Annotated in this window: 19 protein-coding genes; 14 read left to right on the top strand and 5 right to left on the bottom strand. The window is 67.7% G+C overall.

What is annotated here, in order from left to right; genetic code table 11:
- Positions 1-79 precede the first annotated feature (79 nt).
- The 3 genes from ACQY76_RS13900 (at position 80) to ACQY76_RS13890 (ending at position 2,210) form a co-directional block, all read left to right on the top strand.
- Positions 80-1,426 carry an ATP-dependent DNA helicase gene (locus tag ACQY76_RS13900; RefSeq protein ID WP_428029327.1) on the top strand — a complete coding sequence of 449 codons (1,347 nt, stop codon included), beginning with the start codon at positions 80-82 and terminating at the stop codon, positions 1,424-1,426.
- Positions 1,427-1,481: 55 nt separating this feature from the next.
- The gene (locus tag ACQY76_RS13895; RefSeq protein WP_428029326.1) at positions 1,482-1,631 is read left to right on the top strand and encodes a hypothetical protein; all 150 of its coding nucleotides are present in this window, start codon (positions 1,482-1,484) and stop codon (positions 1,629-1,631) included.
- 129 nt (positions 1,632-1,760) lie between these two features.
- On the top strand, positions 1,761-2,210 hold the full coding sequence (locus ACQY76_RS13890) for an RrF2 family transcriptional regulator (protein WP_428029325.1): 450 nt from the start codon (positions 1,761-1,763) through the stop codon (positions 2,208-2,210).
- 52 nt (positions 2,211-2,262) lie between these two features.
- Here ACQY76_RS13890 and ACQY76_RS13885 read toward each other — a convergent pair whose 3' ends face one another.
- The gene (locus tag ACQY76_RS13885) at positions 2,263-3,495 is read right to left on the bottom strand and encodes an acyl-CoA dehydrogenase (protein WP_428029324.1); all 1,233 of its coding nucleotides are present in this window, start codon (positions 3,493-3,495) and stop codon (positions 2,263-2,265) included.
- A 262-nt stretch (positions 3,496-3,757) separates the two neighbouring features.
- On the opposite strand from ACQY76_RS13885, the gene ACQY76_RS13880 reads away from it, so the two are divergent.
- From ACQY76_RS13880 to ACQY76_RS13860, 5 genes are all read left to right on the top strand, one after another.
- Positions 3,758-5,356 (top strand): ABC transporter substrate-binding protein, encoded by a 1,599-nt coding sequence (locus tag ACQY76_RS13880; protein ID WP_428029323.1) that lies wholly within the window; start codon positions 3,758-3,760, stop codon positions 5,354-5,356.
- A gap of 180 nt (positions 5,357-5,536) precedes the next feature.
- A complete protein-coding gene (locus ACQY76_RS13875; protein ID WP_428029322.1) occupies positions 5,537-6,547 on the top strand; it encodes an ABC transporter permease subunit in 1,011 nt (336 codons plus the stop codon).
- A complete protein-coding gene (locus tag ACQY76_RS13870) occupies positions 6,540-7,520 on the top strand; it encodes an ABC transporter permease subunit (RefSeq protein WP_428029321.1) in 981 nt (326 codons plus the stop codon). Before ACQY76_RS13875 ends, ACQY76_RS13870 begins: the two co-directional genes overlap by 8 nt.
- The gene (locus ACQY76_RS13865; protein ID WP_428029320.1) at positions 7,520-8,509 is read left to right on the top strand and encodes an ABC transporter ATP-binding protein; all 990 of its coding nucleotides are present in this window, start codon (positions 7,520-7,522) and stop codon (positions 8,507-8,509) included. Before ACQY76_RS13870 ends, ACQY76_RS13865 begins: the two co-directional genes overlap by 1 nt.
- Positions 8,506-9,528, top strand: coding sequence for a dipeptide ABC transporter ATP-binding protein (locus ACQY76_RS13860; RefSeq protein WP_428029319.1), 1,023 nt, complete (start codon positions 8,506-8,508; stop codon positions 9,526-9,528). Before ACQY76_RS13865 ends, ACQY76_RS13860 begins: the two co-directional genes overlap by 4 nt.
- Here the strand turns inward: ACQY76_RS13860 and ACQY76_RS13855 are convergent.
- The 4 genes from ACQY76_RS13855 to ACQY76_RS13840 all read right to left on the bottom strand — a co-directional run bounded on the left by ACQY76_RS13855 (position 9,515) and on the right by ACQY76_RS13840 (position 13,669).
- Positions 9,515-10,381 (bottom strand): energy transducer TonB family protein, encoded by an 867-nt coding sequence (locus ACQY76_RS13855; RefSeq protein ID WP_428029318.1) that lies wholly within the window; start codon positions 10,379-10,381, stop codon positions 9,515-9,517. The two genes, ACQY76_RS13860 and ACQY76_RS13855, sit on opposite strands and share 14 nt — an antisense overlap.
- A complete protein-coding gene (gene exbD / locus ACQY76_RS13850) occupies positions 10,378-10,935 on the bottom strand; it encodes a TonB system transport protein ExbD (RefSeq protein ID WP_428029317.1) in 558 nt (185 codons plus the stop codon). The genes ACQY76_RS13855 and exbD overlap by 4 nt, the downstream gene beginning before the upstream one ends.
- 6 nt (positions 10,936-10,941) lie before the next feature.
- The gene (gene exbB / locus ACQY76_RS13845) at positions 10,942-12,027 is read right to left on the bottom strand and encodes a tonB-system energizer ExbB (RefSeq protein WP_428029316.1); all 1,086 of its coding nucleotides are present in this window, start codon (positions 12,025-12,027) and stop codon (positions 10,942-10,944) included.
- Between the two features lie 205 nt (positions 12,028-12,232).
- A complete protein-coding gene (locus ACQY76_RS13840; RefSeq protein ID WP_428029315.1) occupies positions 12,233-13,669 on the bottom strand; it encodes an FAD-binding oxidoreductase in 1,437 nt (478 codons plus the stop codon).
- Between the two features lie 56 nt (positions 13,670-13,725).
- Here ACQY76_RS13840 and ACQY76_RS13835 point away from each other — a divergent pair, with 56 nt between their 5' ends.
- From ACQY76_RS13835 to ACQY76_RS13810, 6 genes are all read left to right on the top strand, one after another.
- On the top strand, positions 13,726-14,010 hold the full coding sequence (locus ACQY76_RS13835; RefSeq protein WP_428029314.1) for a type II toxin-antitoxin system ParD family antitoxin: 285 nt from the start codon (positions 13,726-13,728) through the stop codon (positions 14,008-14,010).
- The gene (locus ACQY76_RS13830) at positions 14,000-14,305 is read left to right on the top strand and encodes a type II toxin-antitoxin system RelE/ParE family toxin (protein ID WP_428029313.1); all 306 of its coding nucleotides are present in this window, start codon (positions 14,000-14,002) and stop codon (positions 14,303-14,305) included. The genes ACQY76_RS13835 and ACQY76_RS13830 overlap by 11 nt, the downstream gene beginning before the upstream one ends.
- A 63-nt stretch (positions 14,306-14,368) precedes the next feature.
- A complete protein-coding gene (locus ACQY76_RS13825; RefSeq protein ID WP_428029312.1) occupies positions 14,369-16,183 on the top strand; it encodes an ABC-F family ATP-binding cassette domain-containing protein in 1,815 nt (604 codons plus the stop codon).
- Between the two features lie 136 nt (positions 16,184-16,319).
- Positions 16,320-17,126: a TrmH family RNA methyltransferase gene (locus ACQY76_RS13820; protein ID WP_428029311.1), complete on the top strand. Its 807-nt coding sequence runs from the start codon at positions 16,320-16,322 to the stop codon at positions 17,124-17,126.
- A 276-nt stretch (positions 17,127-17,402) separates the two neighbouring features.
- Positions 17,403-18,008, top strand: coding sequence for an aspartate kinase (locus tag ACQY76_RS13815; protein ID WP_428029310.1), 606 nt, complete (start codon positions 17,403-17,405; stop codon positions 18,006-18,008).
- Positions 18,005-18,562 (top strand): flavoprotein, encoded by a 558-nt coding sequence (locus ACQY76_RS13810; protein WP_428029309.1) that lies wholly within the window; start codon positions 18,005-18,007, stop codon positions 18,560-18,562. Before ACQY76_RS13815 ends, ACQY76_RS13810 begins: the two co-directional genes overlap by 4 nt.

The raw sequence follows: 18,562 nt of genomic DNA, 5'->3' as shown, positions 1-18,562 counted from the left end.
GGGAAGACCGGCGAACGGCGCTGGCGCCGCGGTGCCCGACGCCTTGGTCGGATGCGTCCTCCTGTGCTCCATTGCGCCGATGAACGATAAAGTTGCGCTTCCGATTCGCCCTTCGCTTCCGGCCGAGGCCTTTGCCGGGCCGCTGGCTCTGGTGGGGTCCGGCGCGCCTGTTGTGATGGTGCTGGGGGGCGCGGGCACGGGGAAGACGACGTTCCTTCACGCGCTTCGCAAGCATGGCGGCGGCCGGCAGGCCTTTCTCGCACCGACGGGCGTGGCGGCGCTGCAGCTCGGCGGGCAGACGATCCACTCCTTCTTCGGCCTGCCGCCCCGCTTGGTGGACCCTGACCAGGTGCGTCCGCGCACGCCCAAGCGCACGCTGATGAAGAAGCTGGAGCGCCTCGTCATCGACGAAATCTCGATGGTGCGGGCCGATGTGCTCGATGCCGTCGACCGCTCCCTGCGCATCGCCCGCGGCAATCCCGAACCCTTCGGCGGCGTGCAGGTGGTGTTGGTGGGCGATTTCCTGCAATTGCCGCCGGTCGTGCCGAACGCGGAGCGCGAGATCCTCGGCCATCTCGGCTATGAGGGGCCGTTCGCCTTCGACGCCCGCGTGCTGCGCGAGGTCGAACCGGCGCGGCTGCCCTTCCTGCAGGTCTACCGCCAGACCGACGACGCCTTTGTCGGTTATCTCGCGGAACTGCGCACTGGCCGCCATGTCGGAGATGCCATCGCCGCCATCAACGCCGCCTCCTTCCGCGAGCACCGGCCCGGCCGGGTGCCGGTGGTGCTGGCGCCAACGAATATGCGCGTCGACGCCTATAACCGCCGGGGCCTCGATTCCCTGCAGGACATGGGGCGGGCCTATGAGGGCAAGAGCGAGGGCGAGTTCGATCTCGCCAATGACCGGCTGCCGGTGCCGGAGACGCTGGCGCTCAAGGTCGGTGCCCGGGTGATGACGGTACGCAACCACCCGGAGCGGCAGTGGGTCAACGGCTCGGTGGGCACCATTACCGGCCTCGCGCCGGACCGCGCCTATGTCCGGCTGGACGGCGCGGGCATCGTCGAGATCGAACGCACCAGCTGGGAGCGCATCCGCTACGATTGGGACGAGGCGACGGGCAAGGTCGCCGCCAAAGTCGTCGGCAGCTATACGCAGCTTCCGCTCGTGCCCGCCTGGGCGGTGACGGTGCACAAGGCACAGGGCCTGACGCTGGAAGATGTGCGGATCGACTTCGACAGCGGGGCCTTCGCCGCCGGGCAGGCCTATGTCGCGCTGTCGCGTGCCCGCTCGCTGGAAGGCCTCTCGCTCGCCCGCCCGCTGCGCGCCTCCGACATCCGCATCGACCGGCGGGTCGCCGCCTTCACCGCCGCTTTCGAGACCGGCGGATCGCTCGGATCAGCGGTGCGCGCCTTCGAGGAGGACTGACGCTTTACATATTCCTACTTTGTCCATAGATTACTCTCCAACTGGAGTGTGATCCATGAGCGAGACCGGCCTTCGTCGCAACCGCGACAAACTTCTTTTTGCCATCGCCTACGGCGCCGTCATCGCGGCCGTGCTGTTTTTGCACCCGGCGCCGGACGTGCGTCAGCCGGCAGGCCTCGCGCTGGCGAGTGAAACGGCGCGCTAAGTCGGCGCCCGGCACTGGTAAATTACTTTTCAATCTACCATTTATAGGGAGTGCTGGCGGCAGAGATTCGGCGCCCGGCGGACCAATCCCATTGCGCTGCTCCTCAAGCAGCCGAATGACGAAGCGGACATGCTGACCAACAAGGGCAAATACGGTCTGAAGGCGATGCTCTTCCTCGCCCGCCTCGAACCCGGTTCGAGCGCCATGGGCCAGGAGATCGCCACCGCCAACAACATTCCGAAGAAGTTCCTCGACGCCATCCTGCTGGAGCTGAGGAATGCCGGCATGCTGCGCTCGAAGAAGGGGCCGGGCGGCGGCTACGCGCTTTCCAAGACGCCGCGCGACATCCGCATCGGCCATATCATCCGCGTGCTCGACGGCCCGCTCGCACCAATCAACTGCGCCAGCAAGAGCGCCTTCGTGCCCTGCCAGGACTGCGAGGACCTTGAGACCTGCTCGGTGCGCATCACCATGAGCAAGGTGCGCGACGCCATGTCGGATATTCTCGACGGCATGTCGCTGCATGACATGGTGATATTCGCCCAGACCCCCGAAGCCGACCTCATGTACAATATCTGAGTGGATCCGCCGCCCCCGGGCAACACCCGGGAACGGCGCTCTTCGCGGCCTCTCAGAAGAACGCTTGGTGCCCGGTGATGGCGCGACCGAGGATCAGCGCGTGAATGTCGTGCGTGCCCTCATAGGTGTTCACCGTCTCCAGGTTCACCATGTGGCGCATCACCGGAAACTCGCCGGAAATGCCGTTGCCGCCATGCATGTCGCGGGCGTTTCGGGCGATGTCGAGCGCCTTGCCGCAATTGTTGCGCTTAAGCATAGAGATCGACTCGATCGGTAGCTGCCCTTCGTCGAACAGCCGGCCGGCGCGCAAAGCGAGCTGGAGGCCGAGCGTGATCTCGGTCGCCATGTCGGCGAGCTTCTTCTGGATCAGTTGCGTCGCCGCCAGCGGCTTGCCGAACTGCTTGCGGTCCAGCGTGTACTGGCGCGCACTGGCATAGCAGGCTTCCGCTGCGCCCATGACGCCCCAGCCAATGCCAAAGCGTGCGCGATTGAGGCAGCCGAACGGACCCTTGAGGCCGGAGGCATCCGGCAGCAGGTTTTCCTCCGGCACCTCCACCCCGTCCATGACGATCTCGCCGGTGATCGAGGCGCGCAGCGAGAGCTTGTGCTCGATCTTCGGCGTGGTGAAGCCCTTCATGCCGCGCTCCAGCAGGAAGCCGCGGATCTCGTCGCCATGCGCCGCCGACTTCGCCCACACCACGGCGATATCGGCGATGGGGGAATTGGTGATCCACATCTTGGCGCCGGAGAGACGGTAGCCGCCGTCGATCTTCTCGGCGCGGGTGCGCATGCCGGCGGGATCCGAGCCGGCGTCGGGCTCGGTGAGGCCGAAGCAGCCCACCAATTCGCCGGTGGCGAGCCTTGGCAGGAACTTCTTGCGCTGCGCCTCGCTGCCATAGGCGTTGATCGGGTGCATGACGAGCGAAGACTGCACGCTCATCGCCGACCGATAGCCCGAATCGACTCGCTCCACCTCGCGCGCCACCAGCCCGTAGGACACGTAGCCGAGGCCCGCGCCGCCATATTCCTCGGGAATGGTGGCCCCCAGCAGGCCGAGTTCGCCCATCTCGCTCATGATTTCGCGGTCGAAGCGCTCATCCATGAAGGCCGAGGTGACGCGCGGCTGCAGGCGCTCCTGCGCATAGGCGCGCGCGGTGTCGCGCACCAGGCGCTCCTCCTCGGTGAGCTGGCCGTCGAAATCGATGGGGTCTGCCCAGTCGAAGACTGCGCGGCGGGCCGAAGCCGCACCGGCGGCGACAGGGGCGGAGGCAGGCGCGGCACTCATGCAGATTCTCCCGGACCGCCGGCGCCAGAGGCCGGCCTGTGTGTCTTACAACGTCGCGCGGTGGCGCGCACCCGGCCTTCGGCATGCGGGCGCGGCAACGGCCAGCCTCCGCTACGTCATCCGACTTAGGTCTAGGGGTGGGGGATGATTGCGCAACGTTGAGACACGTGTTTCAGTTGTGAAATCGGACCGCGACGATCAAACAATAGGCCAGCCCAGACAATGGGCATGCCTCGTGCGGTTCATGAGAGGGGAATCAGACATGCTGGCTTTCAATGCCAAAGCGGCCCTTGCGGCTGCGATGCTCACGGCGCTGTGCGCGCCGGCCTATGCCGCCAAAACGCTGGTCTACTGCTCCGAAGGCAGCCCGGAGAACTTTACCCCCGCACTCAACACCACCGGCACCAGCTTCGATGCCGCCCGCCCGGTCTACAACCAGCTCGTCGAATTCGAGCGCGGCACCACCAAGGTCGTGCCCGGCCTGGCGGAAAGCTGGACGGTTAGCGACGACGGCAAGGAACTCACCTTCAAGCTGCGCAAGGGCGTGAAGTTTCATTCGGGCGTGAACGGCTTCACGCCGAGCCGCGACTTCAATGCCGACGACGTGCTCTTCACCTTCGATCGCATGTGGAAGCCCGAGAATCCCTACCACAAGGTGACCGGCGGCGCGTATGACTACTTCGCCGACATGGGCATGCCGGACCTTCTGGCCTCCATCGACAAGGTGGATGATCTGACGGTGAAGTTCGTGCTGAAGGAGCCGAACGCGCCCATGCTGGCGAACCTTGCCATGGACTTCGCCACCATCCACTCGAAGGAATATGCCGACTTCCTGCTGAAGAAGGGCACGCCCGAGCAGTTCGACCAGATCCCGGTCGGCACCGGCCCGTTCTCCTTCGTGAACTACCAGAAGGACGCGGTGATCCGCTACAAGGCCTTCCCCGCCTATTTCGAGGGCCCGGCCAAGATCGACAACCTCGTCTTCGCCATCACGCCGGACCCCACCGCCCGCTACGCCAAGCTGAAGAAGGGCGAATGCCATGTGATGATCGCGCCGAACCCGGCCGACATTGCCGGCATGAAGACCGACCCGGCCGTCAACCTGCTCTCGCAGCCGGGCCTCAACATCGCCTATTGGGCCTTCAACGTCGAAAAGCCGCCCTTCGACAAGAAGGAAGTGCGCCAGGCCTTCAGCATGGCGATCGACAAGGGCGCCATCATCAAGGACGTCTACCAGGGCGCCGGCCAGGCCGCGATCAACCCGATCCCGCCGACCATCTGGTCTTATAATACCGAGGTCAAGGACTACGCCTACGATCCCGAAAAGGCCAAGAAGATGCTGGCCGACGCCGGGGTGAAGACGCCGCTCGACATCGACCTGTGGTGGATGCCGGTGCAGCGCCCCTACAACCCCAATGCCAAGCGCATCGCCGAGATGATGCAGTCCGATCTCGCCAAGATCGGCGTCAACGCCAAGCTGGTCTCCTATGAATGGGGCGAGTATCGCAAACGCATGCAGGAAGGCGAGCACACCACCGGCCAGCTCGGCTGGACCGGCGACAATGGCGACCCGGATAACTTCTTCTTCCTGCTCGGCTGCCCCGCGGCCCGCAAGGGCGGCCAGAACCTCGCCAAATGGTGCAACAAGGATTTCGATGCGCTCATCAGCAAGGCGCGCACGAGTTCCGACCTTGCCGAGCGCACCAAGCTCTACGAGCAGGCTCAGGTGATCTTCAAGGAAGACGCCCCCTGGTTCACCATCGCCCATTCGGTGGTGTATGAGCCGACGCGCAAGGAAGTGGTCGACTACAAGGTCAGCCCGTTTGGCCGCCACGAATTCTATGGCGTCGAGCTGAAGTGATGGCGCGATAGCCTCGCGCCCGTCGCCACGAAATTCATCCCGGACGCGGCTTGCCGCGATCCGGGATCGCCACCCGCCAAGGCGCATCTCCGTCTCGCAACCCCGGATCACCGCTGCGCGGTGTCCGGGATGACGGATGCTTTGCAGGGATCAGGCACGACTTATGGGTACGCCCCACACATGCTCAAATTCGTCATTCGCCGCATCGCGCTGACACTGCCCACCTTCGTGGCGCTCATGTTCGTCACCTTCGCCGCCGTGCGCATGGTGCCCGGCGATCCCATCGAGGCGCGCACCGGCGAGCGCGGCATCGCGCCGGAGCGGCTGGCGCAGCTTCGCCACGAACTCGGCCTCGATCAGCCAGTGTGGCGGCAGTTCCTCGATTATGTCTATGGCCTGCTGCACGGCGATTTCGGCGTCTCTATCGTCACCAAGACGCCGGTGCTGCATGAATTCCTGATCCTGTTCCCGGCGACGCTGGAGCTCGCCTTCTGCGCGCTCGTCTTTGCTGTCGTGCTGGGCGTGCCGGCCGGTGTGCTCGCGGCGGTCAAGCGCGGCTCGATGCTCGACCATTCGGTGATGACCGTGGCGCTGGCCGGCTATTCGATGCCCATCTTCTGGTGGGGCCTGCTGCTCATCATGTTCGTCTCGGAATATCTCGGCCTGACCCCGGTCTCGGGCCGCATGGACCTGATCAACTATTATTTCGAGCCGGTGACCGGATTCATGCTGATCGACAGCCTGCTGTCCGACCAGGAAGGCGCGTTCGGCGCGGCGGCGGCCCATCTCATCCTGCCCTCCATCGTCCTCGGCACCATTCCGCTGGCGGTGATCGCGCGCATGACGCGCTCCTCCATGCTGGAGGTGCTGGGCGAGGACTATGTGCGCACGGCGCGCGCCAAGGGCCTGTCGCCGCTGCGCGTGGTCGGCCTGCACGCGCTGCGCAATGCGCTGATCCCCGTCGTCACCGTGGTCGGCCTGCAAACCGGCACGCTGCTGGCCGGCGCAGTGCTGACGGAGACCATCTTCGCCTGGCCGGGCGTCGGCAAATGGCTGATCGAATCGATCTCCCGCCGCGACTATCCCGCGCTTCAGGGCGGCATCATGCTGATCTCGGCGATCGTCATCCTCGTGAACCTCATCGTCGACATGCTCTATGTCGCGATTAACCCGAGGATCCGGCATGGCTGAGGAAAATGCCATCGACGATCCGATGCCGACCGCGCCGGAGCGTTTCATGCCGGACGCCTCCGGCTTGAGCCTCAGCGCGCTTGCCGTGGCCCAGACCGAGCCCGTCGGCGAGGAACCCTCCCCGTTCCGCGCCTTCTGGTCCGCCTTCAGCGAAAACCGCGGCGCGGTTCTCGGGCTCGCCGTGGTGGTGTTCATCACCCTGTTGGCGCTGTTCGCACCCTGGGTCGCACCGCATTCGCCGATCGAGCAGTTCCGCCAGAGCGTGCTGCTGCCGCCGGTCTGGGCCGGCGGAAACTGGAGCTTCCCCTTCGGCACCGACGCGGTGGGACGCGACGTGCTCTCGCGCCTCATCTATGGCGCGCGCATCTCGCTCGGCATCGGCCTGTCGGTGATGGTGGTCTCGGTGGCGCTCGGCATCGTGCTCGGCCTCGCGGCGGCGTTCATGCGCGGCATCGTCGAGGTGGTGGTGATGCGCGTCATGGACATGGTGGTGGCGATCCCCAGCCTCGTGCTCGCCATCCTCATCGTCGCGGTGCTCGGCCCGAGCCTCGCCAACACCATCATCGCGGTCACCGTGGTCTATCTCCCGCGCTATGTGCGGCTGGTGCGCGCCGCCGCCATCGCCGAGCTGACGAAGGAATATGTCATCGCCGCGCAGGTCGCCGGAGTTGGCAGGCTAAGACTGATGTTCGTCACCGTGCTGCCGAACTGCCTCGCCCCGCTCATCGTGCAGGCGGCGCTCGGCATTTCCGACGCCATATTGGAGGCGGCGGCGCTTGGCTTCCTTGGCCTCGGCGCGCAGCCGCCGACGCCGGAATGGGGCGCCATGCTGGCCGATGCCCGCGAATTCATCCGCTCCGCGCCCTGGATCGTGACGCTGCCGGGCCTCGCCATTCTCGTCACCGTGGTCGCCATCAACCTGATGGGAGACGGCCTGCGCGACGCTCTCGACCCGAAGCTGAGGCGCAGCTGATGCCCCTGCTCTCCATCCGCAATCTTTCCGTCACTTTCGCAACCGGCCGCGGCCCCTTTCGAGCGGTGGACCGGGTGGACCTCGATGTCGACGCGGGCGAGCTTGTCGCCATCGTCGGCGAATCGGGGTCGGGCAAATCGGTGGCCATGCTCGCGGTAATGGGCCTGCTGCCCTGGATCGCCAGCGTCACCGCCGACCGGATGATGTTCGACGGTCGCGACCTGCTGACCCTGTCGGCCCGCGAGCGCCGCAAGATCATCGGGCGCGACCTGGTGATGATCTTCCAGGAGCCGATGTCGAGCCTCAACCCATGCTTCACCGTCGGCTTCCAGATTCGCGAGGCGATGAAGGCGCATCTCGACCTCTCGCGCGCCGGGCGACAGGCGCGGGCGATCGATCTGCTGGAACTGGTCGGCATTCCCGAACCCGCGCGCCGGCTGAACGCCTTCCCGCACCAGCTCTCCGGCGGCATGAGCCAGCGTGTGATGATCGCCATGGCGCTGGCCTGCAATCCCAAGCTCATCATCGCCGACGAGCCGACCACCGCGCTCGACGTCACCATCCAGGCGCAGATCCTCGATCTGCTGCTGAAGCTACAGAAGGAAAGCGGCGTCGGGCTGGTGCTGATCACCCATGATATGGGGGTGGTGGCCGAGATGGCGCAGCGCGTCTGCGTCCACTATGCCGGCCAGCAGGTGGAGATGCAAAGCACGCGCGGCCTGTTCCGCGATCCGCACCATCCCTACACCGCCGCGCTGCTGGCGGCGCTGCCGGAGCGCGCGCAGGGGCGCCTGCTGCCGTCCATTCCCGGCATCGTGCCGGGGCTGGCCGACCGGCCGACCGGCTGCCTGTTCTCGCCGCGCTGCCGTTTCGCCACCGACACCTGCCGCACCGTGCCGCCGCCACGCGCCGGCGCGGAGTTCGGCCTCGCCCTCTGCCACACGCCCCTCGTCGGCGGGGTGCCGCAGCGCCGGGAGTTCGTGGCATGAGCCTGGTCGCTGCCCATGAGACCACCGCCGCCGAAGCCGTGATGGAGGCCATCGACCTCGCGCAGAGCTATGAGGTCTCGCGCGGCCTTTTCAGCAAATCCGCGACGGTGAAGGCGGTTGCCGGCATCAGCTTCCGGCTGGCCCCGCGTTCCACTCTGGCGGTGGTCGGCGAATCCGGCTCCGGCAAGTCGACCCTCGCCCGCATGCTCACCCTGATCGAGCGGCCGGGTGCCGGCTCGCTGCGGCTCGACGATATCGACGTTGCCGAGGCGGATGCGCGCACGCTGCGCCGTTATCGCGGCGAGGTGCAGATGGTGTTCCAGAACCCGTTCGGCTCGCTCAACCCGCGCCAGACCATCGGCAAGGCGATCGAGGAGCCGCTGCTGGTCAACACCTCGCTCCCCGCCGCCGAGCGGCGCGAACGGGCGCTCGACATGATGAAGCGCGTCGGCCTGCGCCCGGAGCACCATGGCCGCTACCCGCACATGTTCTCCGGCGGCCAGCGCCAGCGCATCGCCATCGCCCGCGCGCTGGTGCTGCGGCCGAAGATCCTGGTGCTGGACGAGCCAGTCTCGGCGCTCGATGTCTCGGTGCGGGCGCAGGTGCTGAACCTGCTGGTGGAGCTGCAGGAGCAGCTGGGCGTCGCCTATGTCTTCGTCAGCCATGATCTCGGCGTGGTGCGGCACATGGCGGACGAGGTGCTGGTGATGTATCTGGGCCGCGCCGTGGAGCACGGCCCGCGCGACGCCATTTTCGACGCCCCGCTGCACCCCTATACGCGCGCCCTGCTCTCCGCCACGCCGGTGGCCGACCCGGAGGCGAAGAAGGAGCGCATCGTGCTGGAGGGCGAACTGCCCTCACCGTTCAACCCGCCGCGCGGCTGCCCGTTCAACCCGCGCTGCCCGCTGGTGGTGGAGCGCTGCCGGGTGGAAATGCCGCCGCTGGCGCACAAGGGCGCGCAGCGCGTGGCCTGCTGGGTCACCGGCAGCGAGGCCGGCGCGCCCGTCAGCGCAGGCTGAACAGCACCGGCACCGTGAAGGTGATCGTCCCTCCCGCCACTTCGGGCGGCGGCGGCGGCACGGGCGAGGCGCGCCGCACCATGGCGACCGCCTCCTCGTCGAAGCTCGGATTGCCGGACGAGCCCGCCAGCCGCGCCGACAGCACCCGGCCCGAGCGGTCGATGGAGAACGCCACGCGCGCCCTGCCGGCGGCACTCTCCCCGCTGGGATAGCGCTTGTGGCGGTTCAGATGCGCCATCAGGCGCGAGCGCCAATTGGCCGGCGCGCGGCTGTTCGCGGTCGCTGCCCCGGCCGTAGGCGCGGCGATGCGCTCCGAGCGCTGCGCGTCGATCGAAGGCGCGGCAGAGGTGCGCGGCGCCGGGGGAAGATCGCTCTTCTCCTTTTTCGGCTTGGGCTTCGGCTTCGGGCGCTCCTTCGGCGGATCGGGCTTCTCCTCCGGCGGCGGCAACTCGGAGGCGAGCGGCGGCGGCGGGGGAAGCGGCACCTCGATGTCCTTGGCCGGGCTCTCCGACACTTCGGGCACGGGTTCCGGCTCCGGCACGGGCTCGGGCGGCGGCGCGTCTTCCTCGGTGGCGAGCGGATCGGGCGGGATTTCCTCCTCGACCTTCTCCTGCGCCTCCACCATTTGCGGACCCGGCGGCAGGTCGATCGGCTCGGCCGCCGGCGCCACCGGCATTTCCGCCAGTTCGATCATGATCGCCGCCGGTTCCTCGGCCGCGACGATGGGCGGGTCGGTCAGCATGTAGCCGAGCGCGCCGCCATGCACGGCGAGCACGACGGCGCCGCAGACGAGCCAGACGCTCGCCTCGCGCAGGCGATGGCCGCCGCTACCCCTGAGCAGCAACAGGCTCATGGAGCCGGCGCCCCGGACGCGGGAGCGGGGGACGCGGGAGCGGGAGACATGGGAACAGGGGCTGCGGCGGCGGGTGAAGCGGGCGCCGTGCCGGGGGCGACCGCAGGGGCGGTGCCGGGCGCGGCAGCCGGCTGGCCGGTCATTTCGATGCCCACCAGCGCGATCTTGAGGTAGCCGGCACTGCGCAGCAGGTTCATCACCTCCATCAGCGCCCCGTAGTCGACGGTCTTGTCGGCCCGCAGGAAGATGCGGGTGTCGCGCTTGGTCTCGGTCTGCCGGTCCAGCGTGGCGCCGAGCTGTTCGCGGGCGACGTCGTCATTGCCCAGCGCCAGCACGAGGTCGCTCTTCACGGTGAGATAGACCGGCTTGTCCGGGCGCGGCTGTACCTGCGCATTGGAGGCCGGCAGGTCCACCGCCACGTCGACCGTCGACAGCGGTGCCGCCACCATGAAGATGATCAGCAGCACCAGGATCACGTCGATGAACGGCGTGACGTTGATCTCGTGGTTCTCGACGAGTTCGTCGGAGTCCGTGCTCTGCAGCTTGGCGGCCATGCCGGCTCACTCCGCCGCCGCGCGCACGCGCTGGGGCGCCGCGCGGGCCGCATCGCGCCGGTCGAGATCGCGCGACAGCAGCCGCAGCACCTCGGCCGAGGCATCGCCCATCAGCACGCGATAGCCCGACACCTGGCGCGAGAAATGATTGTAGATCACCACCGCCGGGATGGCTGCGACAAGGCCGATGGCAGTGGCGAGCAACGCCTCGGCGATGCCGGGGGCCACAACCGCGAGGTTCGTCGTCTGCGCCTTCGAGATGCCGATGAAGGAATTCATGATGCCCCACACCGTGCCGAACAGGCCGACGAAGGGCGCGGTGGCGCCGATGGTGGCAAGAAGGCCGGTGCCGCGCGTGATCGCCCGCCCCGCCGCCACCTCGATGCGCGAGAGCGAGATCGACACCCGCTCCTTGATGCCGTCGGCCGGCAGGGGGCCGGAGCGCTTCAGCTCAAGATCGGTCGAGCGCAGCATGGCGCCGGCCGGCCCGCGCGGGTCGACACGGCGCGCCTCGTCCAGCGTGGCGCTGGCAAGGTAGCCCTTGAGCGCGCGCCGCAAGCGGCCCTTGGCGACGGCCAGTTCCATGGTCTTGGCCAGCCACACCGTCCAGGTCACCACCGAGGCGAAAGCGAGGCCGATCATCACCGCCTTCACCACCCAGTCCGCCGCCATGAACATGCCCCAGGGGGACAGGTCATGCGGGAGCTGCGCGGCGACGGAGGTGTCCTCGGCCTGGTCCAGCGGCATGCCGGCCTGCGAAGGATCGCCCACCGCCGCGCCCGGGGCGCTCGCGGCGGGATCGCCGGCCGGAGCGGCGAGCGTGGGGTCGGCGGAGGGCGCGGTGGCGGCCGGTGCAGGTGCAGGTGCAGGCTCCCCGGCCGCCGGGGCGGTTCCCATGCCGGGCGCCGGGGGAACCAGCGGATCGGCCGCGGGTGCGGAGGTGGCAGGAGCGGGCGCTGCAGGAGCGGAAATGGCGGGGGCCGGTTGCTGCACCTGCGCCCACGCGCCCGCCGGCCCGGCAACGAGAAGCACCAGCGCCAGAAGCGCGTTCAGCGCCGGATGCTTCGGAAGGGTCGTGCGTGTCGTCGACATGGCGGCTTCCCGGAGTTTCGGTCGCTTCCCGCTCGACAACCGCACGGATGCGGACGTATCGCCCAGGGCTTCCTCAGTTCCGGTTCCATAAACCCGCAGCGGCGGGGTCGACAACACTAAAACGTCGAACAGCGCAAATGTAGAACTGTTCAAAACAAAGGATAGAGCGGGATTATACAATTTAACATTATTCTAGACTAAGACTTCATCCCACCTGAACACCAATCACCTTACCCGGATTGAGAGTTGTCGCGGGATCAAGCGCGCGCTTCACACGGTGCATGAGGTCCAGCGCCACCGGATCAGCGTAATGAGCCAGTTCCTCGCGCTTCAGACGACCAATGCCGTGCTCGGCGGCAATGGAGCCGTCCATGTCGACCACGATGTCATGCACGATGCGGTTGAACGTTTCCCACATGGCGATGAAGGCGGCCTTCTCCATGCCCACCGGCTGGCTCAGGTTGAAATGGATGTTGCCGTCGCCGACATGGCCGAAGGGACAGGGGCGCAGCCCCGGCAGCGCCGCCATGCAGGCCGGCAGCGCCCGCTCCAGAAATTCCGGCACGCGCGAGACCGGCACCGAAACGTCATGCTTGATCGAGCCGCCCTCGTGCTTCTGCGCCTCCGACATGTCCTCGCGCAGGCGCCACAGATTGGCCGCCTGCGCCTCACTGGTGGCGATCACCGCGTCCAGCACCTCGCCCGCTTCCATCGCGGCGCCGAGCCCTTCCTCCAGCAGCGCGCCAATATCGAAGGCGCGGGTAGGCGAGGACAGTTCCGCCAGCACGTACCAGTCATAGGTGTCGCCCAGCGGGCGCACGGTGCCCGGCATGTGTTTCAGCACCGTCTCGACGCCGAAGGCCGCCATCAGCTCGAAAGTGGTGAGCGCATCGCCCGCCTCGCCGCGCAGCCGCTTGAGCAAAGCGAGCGCAGCGGCGGGGTCCGGCACGGCGAGGAAGGCGGTCGCGCGCTGCGCCGGCTGGGGAAACAGCTTCAGCACGGCGGCGGTGATGATGCCGAGCGTGCCCTCGGTGCCCAGGAACAACTGCTTGAGGTCATAGCCCGCATTGTTCTTGCGCAGGCGCTTCAGCCCGTTCCACACCCGCCCGTCGGCCAGCACCACCTCCAGCCCCAGCACCAGTTCGCGCGCATTGCCATAGCGCAGCACGGCGGTGCCGCCGGCATTGGAGGAGAGGTTGCCGCCGATGCGGCAGGAACCCTGCGAGGCGATATGCAGGGGGAACAGGCAGCCCGCCTCCTCCGCCGCCTTGTGAACCGTGTCGAGAATGCAGCCCGCCTCCACCGTCATCGTCATGTCGACCGGGTCGACGCTGCGGATGCGGTCGAGCCGGGCGAGCGACATCAGGATCTGTCCGAAGGGCATCTGCCCGCCCACCAGCCCGGTATTGCCGCCCTGCGGCACAAGCGCCACCCCCGCCTGCGCGCAGGCCTCGACGATGAACGCCACTTCCTCGGTGGAGCCCGGCCGCAGCACGGCCGGCGACTCGCCCCGGTAGAGCCCGCGCTCCTCGTGCAGATAAGGCGCCATGTCGGCCGGATCGGTAAGCACATGGCCCGCCCCGATGCGCTGGGCGATGGCGGCGAGAAGGGGGGCGAGGGTCGGGGAGGCCGTGGGCGTCATTGAGATCTCAGTCGATAAACGGTATGATTTTTTCATACCGTGATGTGGAGGCTCCCATGGCGACCGCCCAGAAGCGTACCTTCAGTCTGCCACGCGAGCAGACGGAATTCATAGACCGGCTGGTAGATACCGGCACCTATGGCAGCGCCAGCGAAGTCATTCGCGCCGGCCTGCGCGCGCTTCAGGAGCGCGATGCCGTCATCGAGCGCTGGCTGCGCGAGGAGGTGGCGCCGGTGATGGCGGAAATGCAGGAACACCCGGAAAGGGGCATTCCGGCAGAGGACGTGTTCAACGAAATCCGCGCCCTGCACGCCGAGTTCCCGTCCCGCCGTGGCGTATAGGATAATTATCTCGCCGGAGGCCCGTGGCGATCTGATCGGCCTGTTCACGTTTATTGCGGCACGCGCGGGAAAAGACGTCGCCCTCGGCTATGTCGAACGGATCGAGGCTCACTGCCTGACTTTCGCGGATTTCCCGACCCGAGGGGTCTGCCGGGACGACATCCGGCCCGGCCTGCGCATCGTCGGGTTCGAGCGGCGCGTGACCATGGCCTTTCACATCGAGAGCGAGCGCGTGGTGTTCGATCGCATTCTCTATGGAGGGCGCTCGCTGGAAAGGTTGGGCGACGACGAATGACCCGCGCCACCGCATTGCAGCATCCCCCTTGCCCCGGCGCGGCTTTCCCCCTATCCCCGCGCCATGGCGCCTCCTCTTCTTCTGCTTCAAGATACCAAACTCACCTTCGGCGGCACGCCGCTGCTGGAAGGGGCGGAGCTTTCCGTCTCCGCCGGCGAACGCGTCGGCCTTGTCGGCCGCAATGGCTCGGGCAAGTCCACCTTGCTCAAGATCGCCGCCGGCCTCGTCTCGGCCGATGGCGGCGCGCGTTTCGTGCAGCCCGGAGCGACGGTGCGCTACCTGCCGCAGGAGCCAGACCTCACCGGTTTCAAGACGACGCTCGACTATGTCGAGGCCGGCATGGGCCCGGGCGATCAGGAATATCGCGCGATCTATCTGCTCAACGAGCTCGGCCTCACCGGCGAGGAAGACCCCGCGAACCTCTCCGGCGGCGAGGCGCGCCGCGCGGCGCTGGCCCGCGTGCTGGCGCCCGAGCCGGACATCCTGCTGCTCGACGAGCCCACCAACCATCTCGACCTCCCCGCGATCGAATGGCTCGAAGCCGAGATCGCTTCGCTGCGCTCGGCGCTGGTGCTCATCAGCCATGACCGCCGCTTCCTGCAGGACCTCACCCGCGCCACGGTCTGGCTCGACCGCGGCCGCACACGGCGCATGGAGCGCGGCTTCGCGTTCTTCGAGGAATGGCGCGACCAGGTTCTGGAAGAGGAAGAGCGCGACCAGCAGAAGCTCGCCCGCAAGATCGTCGCGGAAGAGCACTGGATGCGCTACGGCGTCACCGCACGGCGCAAGCGCAATGTGCGCCGCGTCGGCGAGCTGGCGGCGCTGCGGGCGCAGTTCCGCGACCATCGCGGCGCGGTCGGCGGCATCACCATGGCGGCCACCGAGGCGGAAGTCTCCGGCAAGCTGGTGATGGAAGCCGAGCACATCTCCAAATCCTATGGCGAGCGCGTCATCGTGCGCGACCTCTCCATCCGCATCCAGCGCGGCGACCGCATCGGCATTGTCGGGCCCAACGGCGCCGGCAAGACCACGCTGCTGAAGATGCTGACCGGCGAATTGGCTCCCGACACCGGCAAGGCCAAGATGGGCACCAATATCGAGATGGCGACGCTCGACCAGCGCCGCGCCGCGCTCGACCCCAACCGCTCGGTGCGCGAGACGCTGACCGACGGGCGTGGCGACCAGGTGTTCGTCGGCGGCAATCCGCGCCATGTCATCGGCTACATGAAGGACTTCCTGTTCACGCCTGAGCAGGCCGGCACCGCCGTCTCGCGGCTGTCGGGCGGCGAGCGCGGCCGGCTGCTGCTGGCCTGCGCGCTGGCGCAGGCGTCGAACCTGATGGTGCTGGACGAGCCGACCAACGACCTCGACCTCGAGACGCTCGACCTGCTGGAAGAGATGATCGACGACTATGCCGGCACCGTGCTGCTGGTGAGCCATGACCGCGACTTCCTCGACCGCACCGTGACAGCGACGATCGCGTTCGAGGGCGACGGCAATTGGGAAGTCTATGCCGGCGGCTATTCCGACATGGTGGCCCAGCGCGGCCATGGCGTGAAGGCAAAGGCGGCCGCAGCCGCGCCGGTGAAGGCTGCGCCGGCCAAGTCCACCGCCGCGCCGCCGTCCGGCCCGGCCTCCAAGCGCAAATTCTCCTTCAAGGAAAAGCACGCGCTGGAGCAATTGCCCAAGCGCATGGCGCAGCTTGAATCGGACATCAAGCGCCTCAACAACACCCTGCACACGCCCAATTTCTACACCCGCGACCCCGCCGGCTTCCAGAAGGCCACCGCCGAGCTGAGCAAGGCGCAGGCGGAACTTGCCAAGTCTGAGGAGCAGTGGCTGGAGCTGGAGATGATGCGCGAGGAAATGGGCGGGTGAGCGGGCGTGCTCCTTCGGTCCGGCGGTCATCCCGGCCGCAGCGAAGCGGAGCGCCGGGATCGCTTTCCATTGCGCTCGCGATCCCGGATCGGCCCTGCGGACCGTCCGGGATGACAGCCGACGCAGCCCGTTAGCCATGCCCCGCCTCATCCCCCTCACCTCCCCGGACGACCCGCGCATCGACGCCTATCGCGTCATCAAGGAGCGCGACCTGGTCGGGCGCGGCGGGCGCTTCATCGTCGAGGGGCGCACAGTGCTGGACGTGGCGCTCTCGCCGCGCAACCGTTTCGCGCTGGAATCGCTGCTGCTGTCCGAGAGCCGGATCGAGGCGCTTGGCCCGCTGCTGGCGCAGGCGCCCGAAGACCTGCCGATCTACACCGCCAGCCAGTCCATTCTCGACGGCATTACCGGCTTCCACATTCATCGCGGCCTGCTCGGCGTCGGGCTGCGCGGTGCCCTGCCCTCGATGGTGGAAACCATCGCGGCCCTGCCCGAAGCGGCGCTGGTGGTGGTGCCGCTCGGCATCGCCAATCACGACAATGTCGGCGGCATCATGCGCAATGCCGCCGCGTTCGGCGCCCATGCGGCGCTGTTCGATTTCGCCTCCTGCGATCCGCTGTACCGCAAGGCGATCCGGGTCTCTGTGGGCGGAAGCCTCATCGTGCCGTTCGCGCGCGAGGGAACGGCGGAGGCGCTGCTCGACCTGCTGGCCGCCGCAGGCTTCGAGCTGCTGGCGCTGAGCCCGGCCGGCGAGGCGACGCTGGGCGAGGTGAAACCGGCCCAGCGCACCGCCCTGTTGCTGGGAGCGGAAGGCCCCGGCCTGCCCGACGCCATCCTCGCGCGCACCCGCACCGTGCGCATTCCGATGAGCGCCGGCTTCGATTCGCTGAATGTCGCCACCACCAGCGGTATCGCGCTGCATGCTCTGGCCGCCGGCCGGTAAAGCACGCGTGAGGTGCGAATCAACGCTCGACAATCCGGGCACCGAGGCGCATCCTGAAATGCACTTCTACAGGCGGGCAGCCGTCTGATTGATCGTCAACTCTTCAAGGCCCGAGGCATCCCCTCGGGCCTTTTTTCTATCGCCCCCGCTTTGGACGGAGGGCTTTTGCTGGTATTGCGGCCACCGCGCGGCACGATCTATGGCCGGGAGACGGAACCGATTAGGCTGGGCACCTGATCGAGCCGGCCTCACCCCGGCCGCTACGGAAGCTCAACGATGCCGGACCTGTTCCAGCCTTCCCGCCCCGAGATCGTCAAGCTCGGCGGCAGCCTCGTCGGCGATCCCCGCCTGCCGGCGCTGCTGGACGCGTTGGCGGGGCGTGGGGCGCCGCTCATCCTGGTCACCGGCGGCGGGCCGCTGGCGGACGGCGTGCGGGCGCTGCAGCCGCGCCTGGCGCTCTCCGATGCGGCCTGCCACCGCATGGCGATCCTCGCCATGGAACAGACCGCCCACGCCTTCGCCGATCTCGCGCCCGGCCTCGCCCTCGTCGCTACGCCTGGCGCAATGGCCGAGGCGCATGGGCAAGGCCGCGCCGCCCTGTGGCTCCCTGCCGGCATGGCGCTGGCGGCGACCGACCTGCCGGAGAACTGGGACCTGACCTCGGACAGCCTTGCGACATGGCTGGCGGCAGAGCTCGGCGCCGTGAGGCTGACCCTGGTCAAATCCGTCGCGGCCGCCTCCGGCACAGCCGCCGACTGGGCCGTGACCGGGCTGGTCGATCCGCTGTTTCCGGTTTTCGCCGCCCGCCTCGCCTGCCCCGTCCACCTGACGACAGTGGATGCGCTGCTGGCCGAACTGAACCACGGGGATATCGCCGCATGAGCGCGACCAAGGGAAACTACCCGCGCTGGGCCTGGGCGCTCACCGGCTCAGGGCATTTCTTCACCGAGTCGATCGCCCTCATCAAGGCGCTCGACGCGGTGGACCTGTTCGTCTCCAAGGCGGCGGACGAGGTGCTGCGCATGTACAAGCAGGACCTGCCCAAGGACACCCGCATCTTCCGCGAGACGACGGCCAGTTCCGCCCCGGTCGGGCGGTTCTATGAAGGCCTGTACCACACGCTGGTGGTCTCGCCCGCCTCGTCCAACACGGTGGCGAAGGCGGTGTTCGGCATCTCCGACACTCTGGTGACCAACTGCTTCGCGCAGGCCGGCAAGTGCCGCGTCCACGCCATCGTCTTCGCCTGCGACACCGCGCCGGAGATGATCACCATGGCGCCCAAGGGGCCGGTCTCGGTCTATCCCCGCCGTATCGACCTCGAGAATACGGCCAAGCTGAAGGAGTTCGACGACACCGTCGTGGTCGAGTCGATCGGCGATCTGGAACAAGCCATCGCCGCGCGCCGCCTCCACCTCTCCGGCGGGGCCGCTTCCTGA

The sequence above is a fragment of the Ancylobacter sp. genome (assembly GCF_965279025.1).
GTDB lineage: Bacteria > Pseudomonadota > Alphaproteobacteria > Rhizobiales > Xanthobacteraceae > Ancylobacter.
The sequence above is the reverse complement of the archived record's forward strand: the minus strand, read 5'-3'. Positions and strand labels throughout refer to the sequence as shown.

Bases quoted from the DNA above. Each gene is read 5' to 3' on its own strand.
- ACQY76_RS13900 (WP_428029327.1), top strand. From the start codon at position 80: ATGAACGATAAAGTTGCGCTTCCGATTCGCCCTTCGCTTCCGGCCGAG.
- ACQY76_RS13895 (WP_428029326.1), top strand. From the start codon at position 1,482: ATGAGCGAGACCGGCCTTCGTCGCAACCGCGACAAACTTCTTTTTGCC.
- ACQY76_RS13890 (WP_428029325.1), top strand. From the start codon at position 1,761: ATGCTGACCAACAAGGGCAAATACGGTCTGAAGGCGATGCTCTTCCTC.
- ACQY76_RS13885 (WP_428029324.1), bottom strand. From the start codon at position 3,495: ATGAGTGCCGCGCCTGCCTCCGCCCCTGTCGCCGCCGGTGCGGCTTCG.
- ACQY76_RS13880 (WP_428029323.1), top strand. From the start codon at position 3,758: ATGCTGGCTTTCAATGCCAAAGCGGCCCTTGCGGCTGCGATGCTCACG.
- ACQY76_RS13875 (WP_428029322.1), top strand. From the start codon at position 5,537: ATGCTCAAATTCGTCATTCGCCGCATCGCGCTGACACTGCCCACCTTC.
- ACQY76_RS13870 (WP_428029321.1), top strand. From the start codon at position 6,540: ATGGCTGAGGAAAATGCCATCGACGATCCGATGCCGACCGCGCCGGAG.
- ACQY76_RS13865 (WP_428029320.1), top strand. From the start codon at position 7,520: ATGCCCCTGCTCTCCATCCGCAATCTTTCCGTCACTTTCGCAACCGGC.
- ACQY76_RS13860 (WP_428029319.1), top strand. From the start codon at position 8,506: ATGAGCCTGGTCGCTGCCCATGAGACCACCGCCGCCGAAGCCGTGATG.
- ACQY76_RS13855 (WP_428029318.1), bottom strand. From the start codon at position 10,381: ATGAGCCTGTTGCTGCTCAGGGGTAGCGGCGGCCATCGCCTGCGCGAG.
- exbD (WP_428029317.1), bottom strand. From the start codon at position 10,935: ATGGCCGCCAAGCTGCAGAGCACGGACTCCGACGAACTCGTCGAGAAC.
- exbB (WP_428029316.1), bottom strand. From the start codon at position 12,027: ATGTCGACGACACGCACGACCCTTCCGAAGCATCCGGCGCTGAACGCG.
- ACQY76_RS13840 (WP_428029315.1), bottom strand. From the start codon at position 13,669: ATGACGCCCACGGCCTCCCCGACCCTCGCCCCCCTTCTCGCCGCCATC.
- ACQY76_RS13835 (WP_428029314.1), top strand. From the start codon at position 13,726: ATGGCGACCGCCCAGAAGCGTACCTTCAGTCTGCCACGCGAGCAGACG.
- ACQY76_RS13825 (WP_428029312.1), top strand. From the start codon at position 14,369: ATGGCGCCTCCTCTTCTTCTGCTTCAAGATACCAAACTCACCTTCGGC.
- ACQY76_RS13820 (WP_428029311.1), top strand. From the start codon at position 16,320: ATGCCCCGCCTCATCCCCCTCACCTCCCCGGACGACCCGCGCATCGAC.
- ACQY76_RS13815 (WP_428029310.1), top strand. From the start codon at position 17,403: ATGCCGGACCTGTTCCAGCCTTCCCGCCCCGAGATCGTCAAGCTCGGC.
- ACQY76_RS13810 (WP_428029309.1), top strand. From the start codon at position 18,005: ATGAGCGCGACCAAGGGAAACTACCCGCGCTGGGCCTGGGCGCTCACC.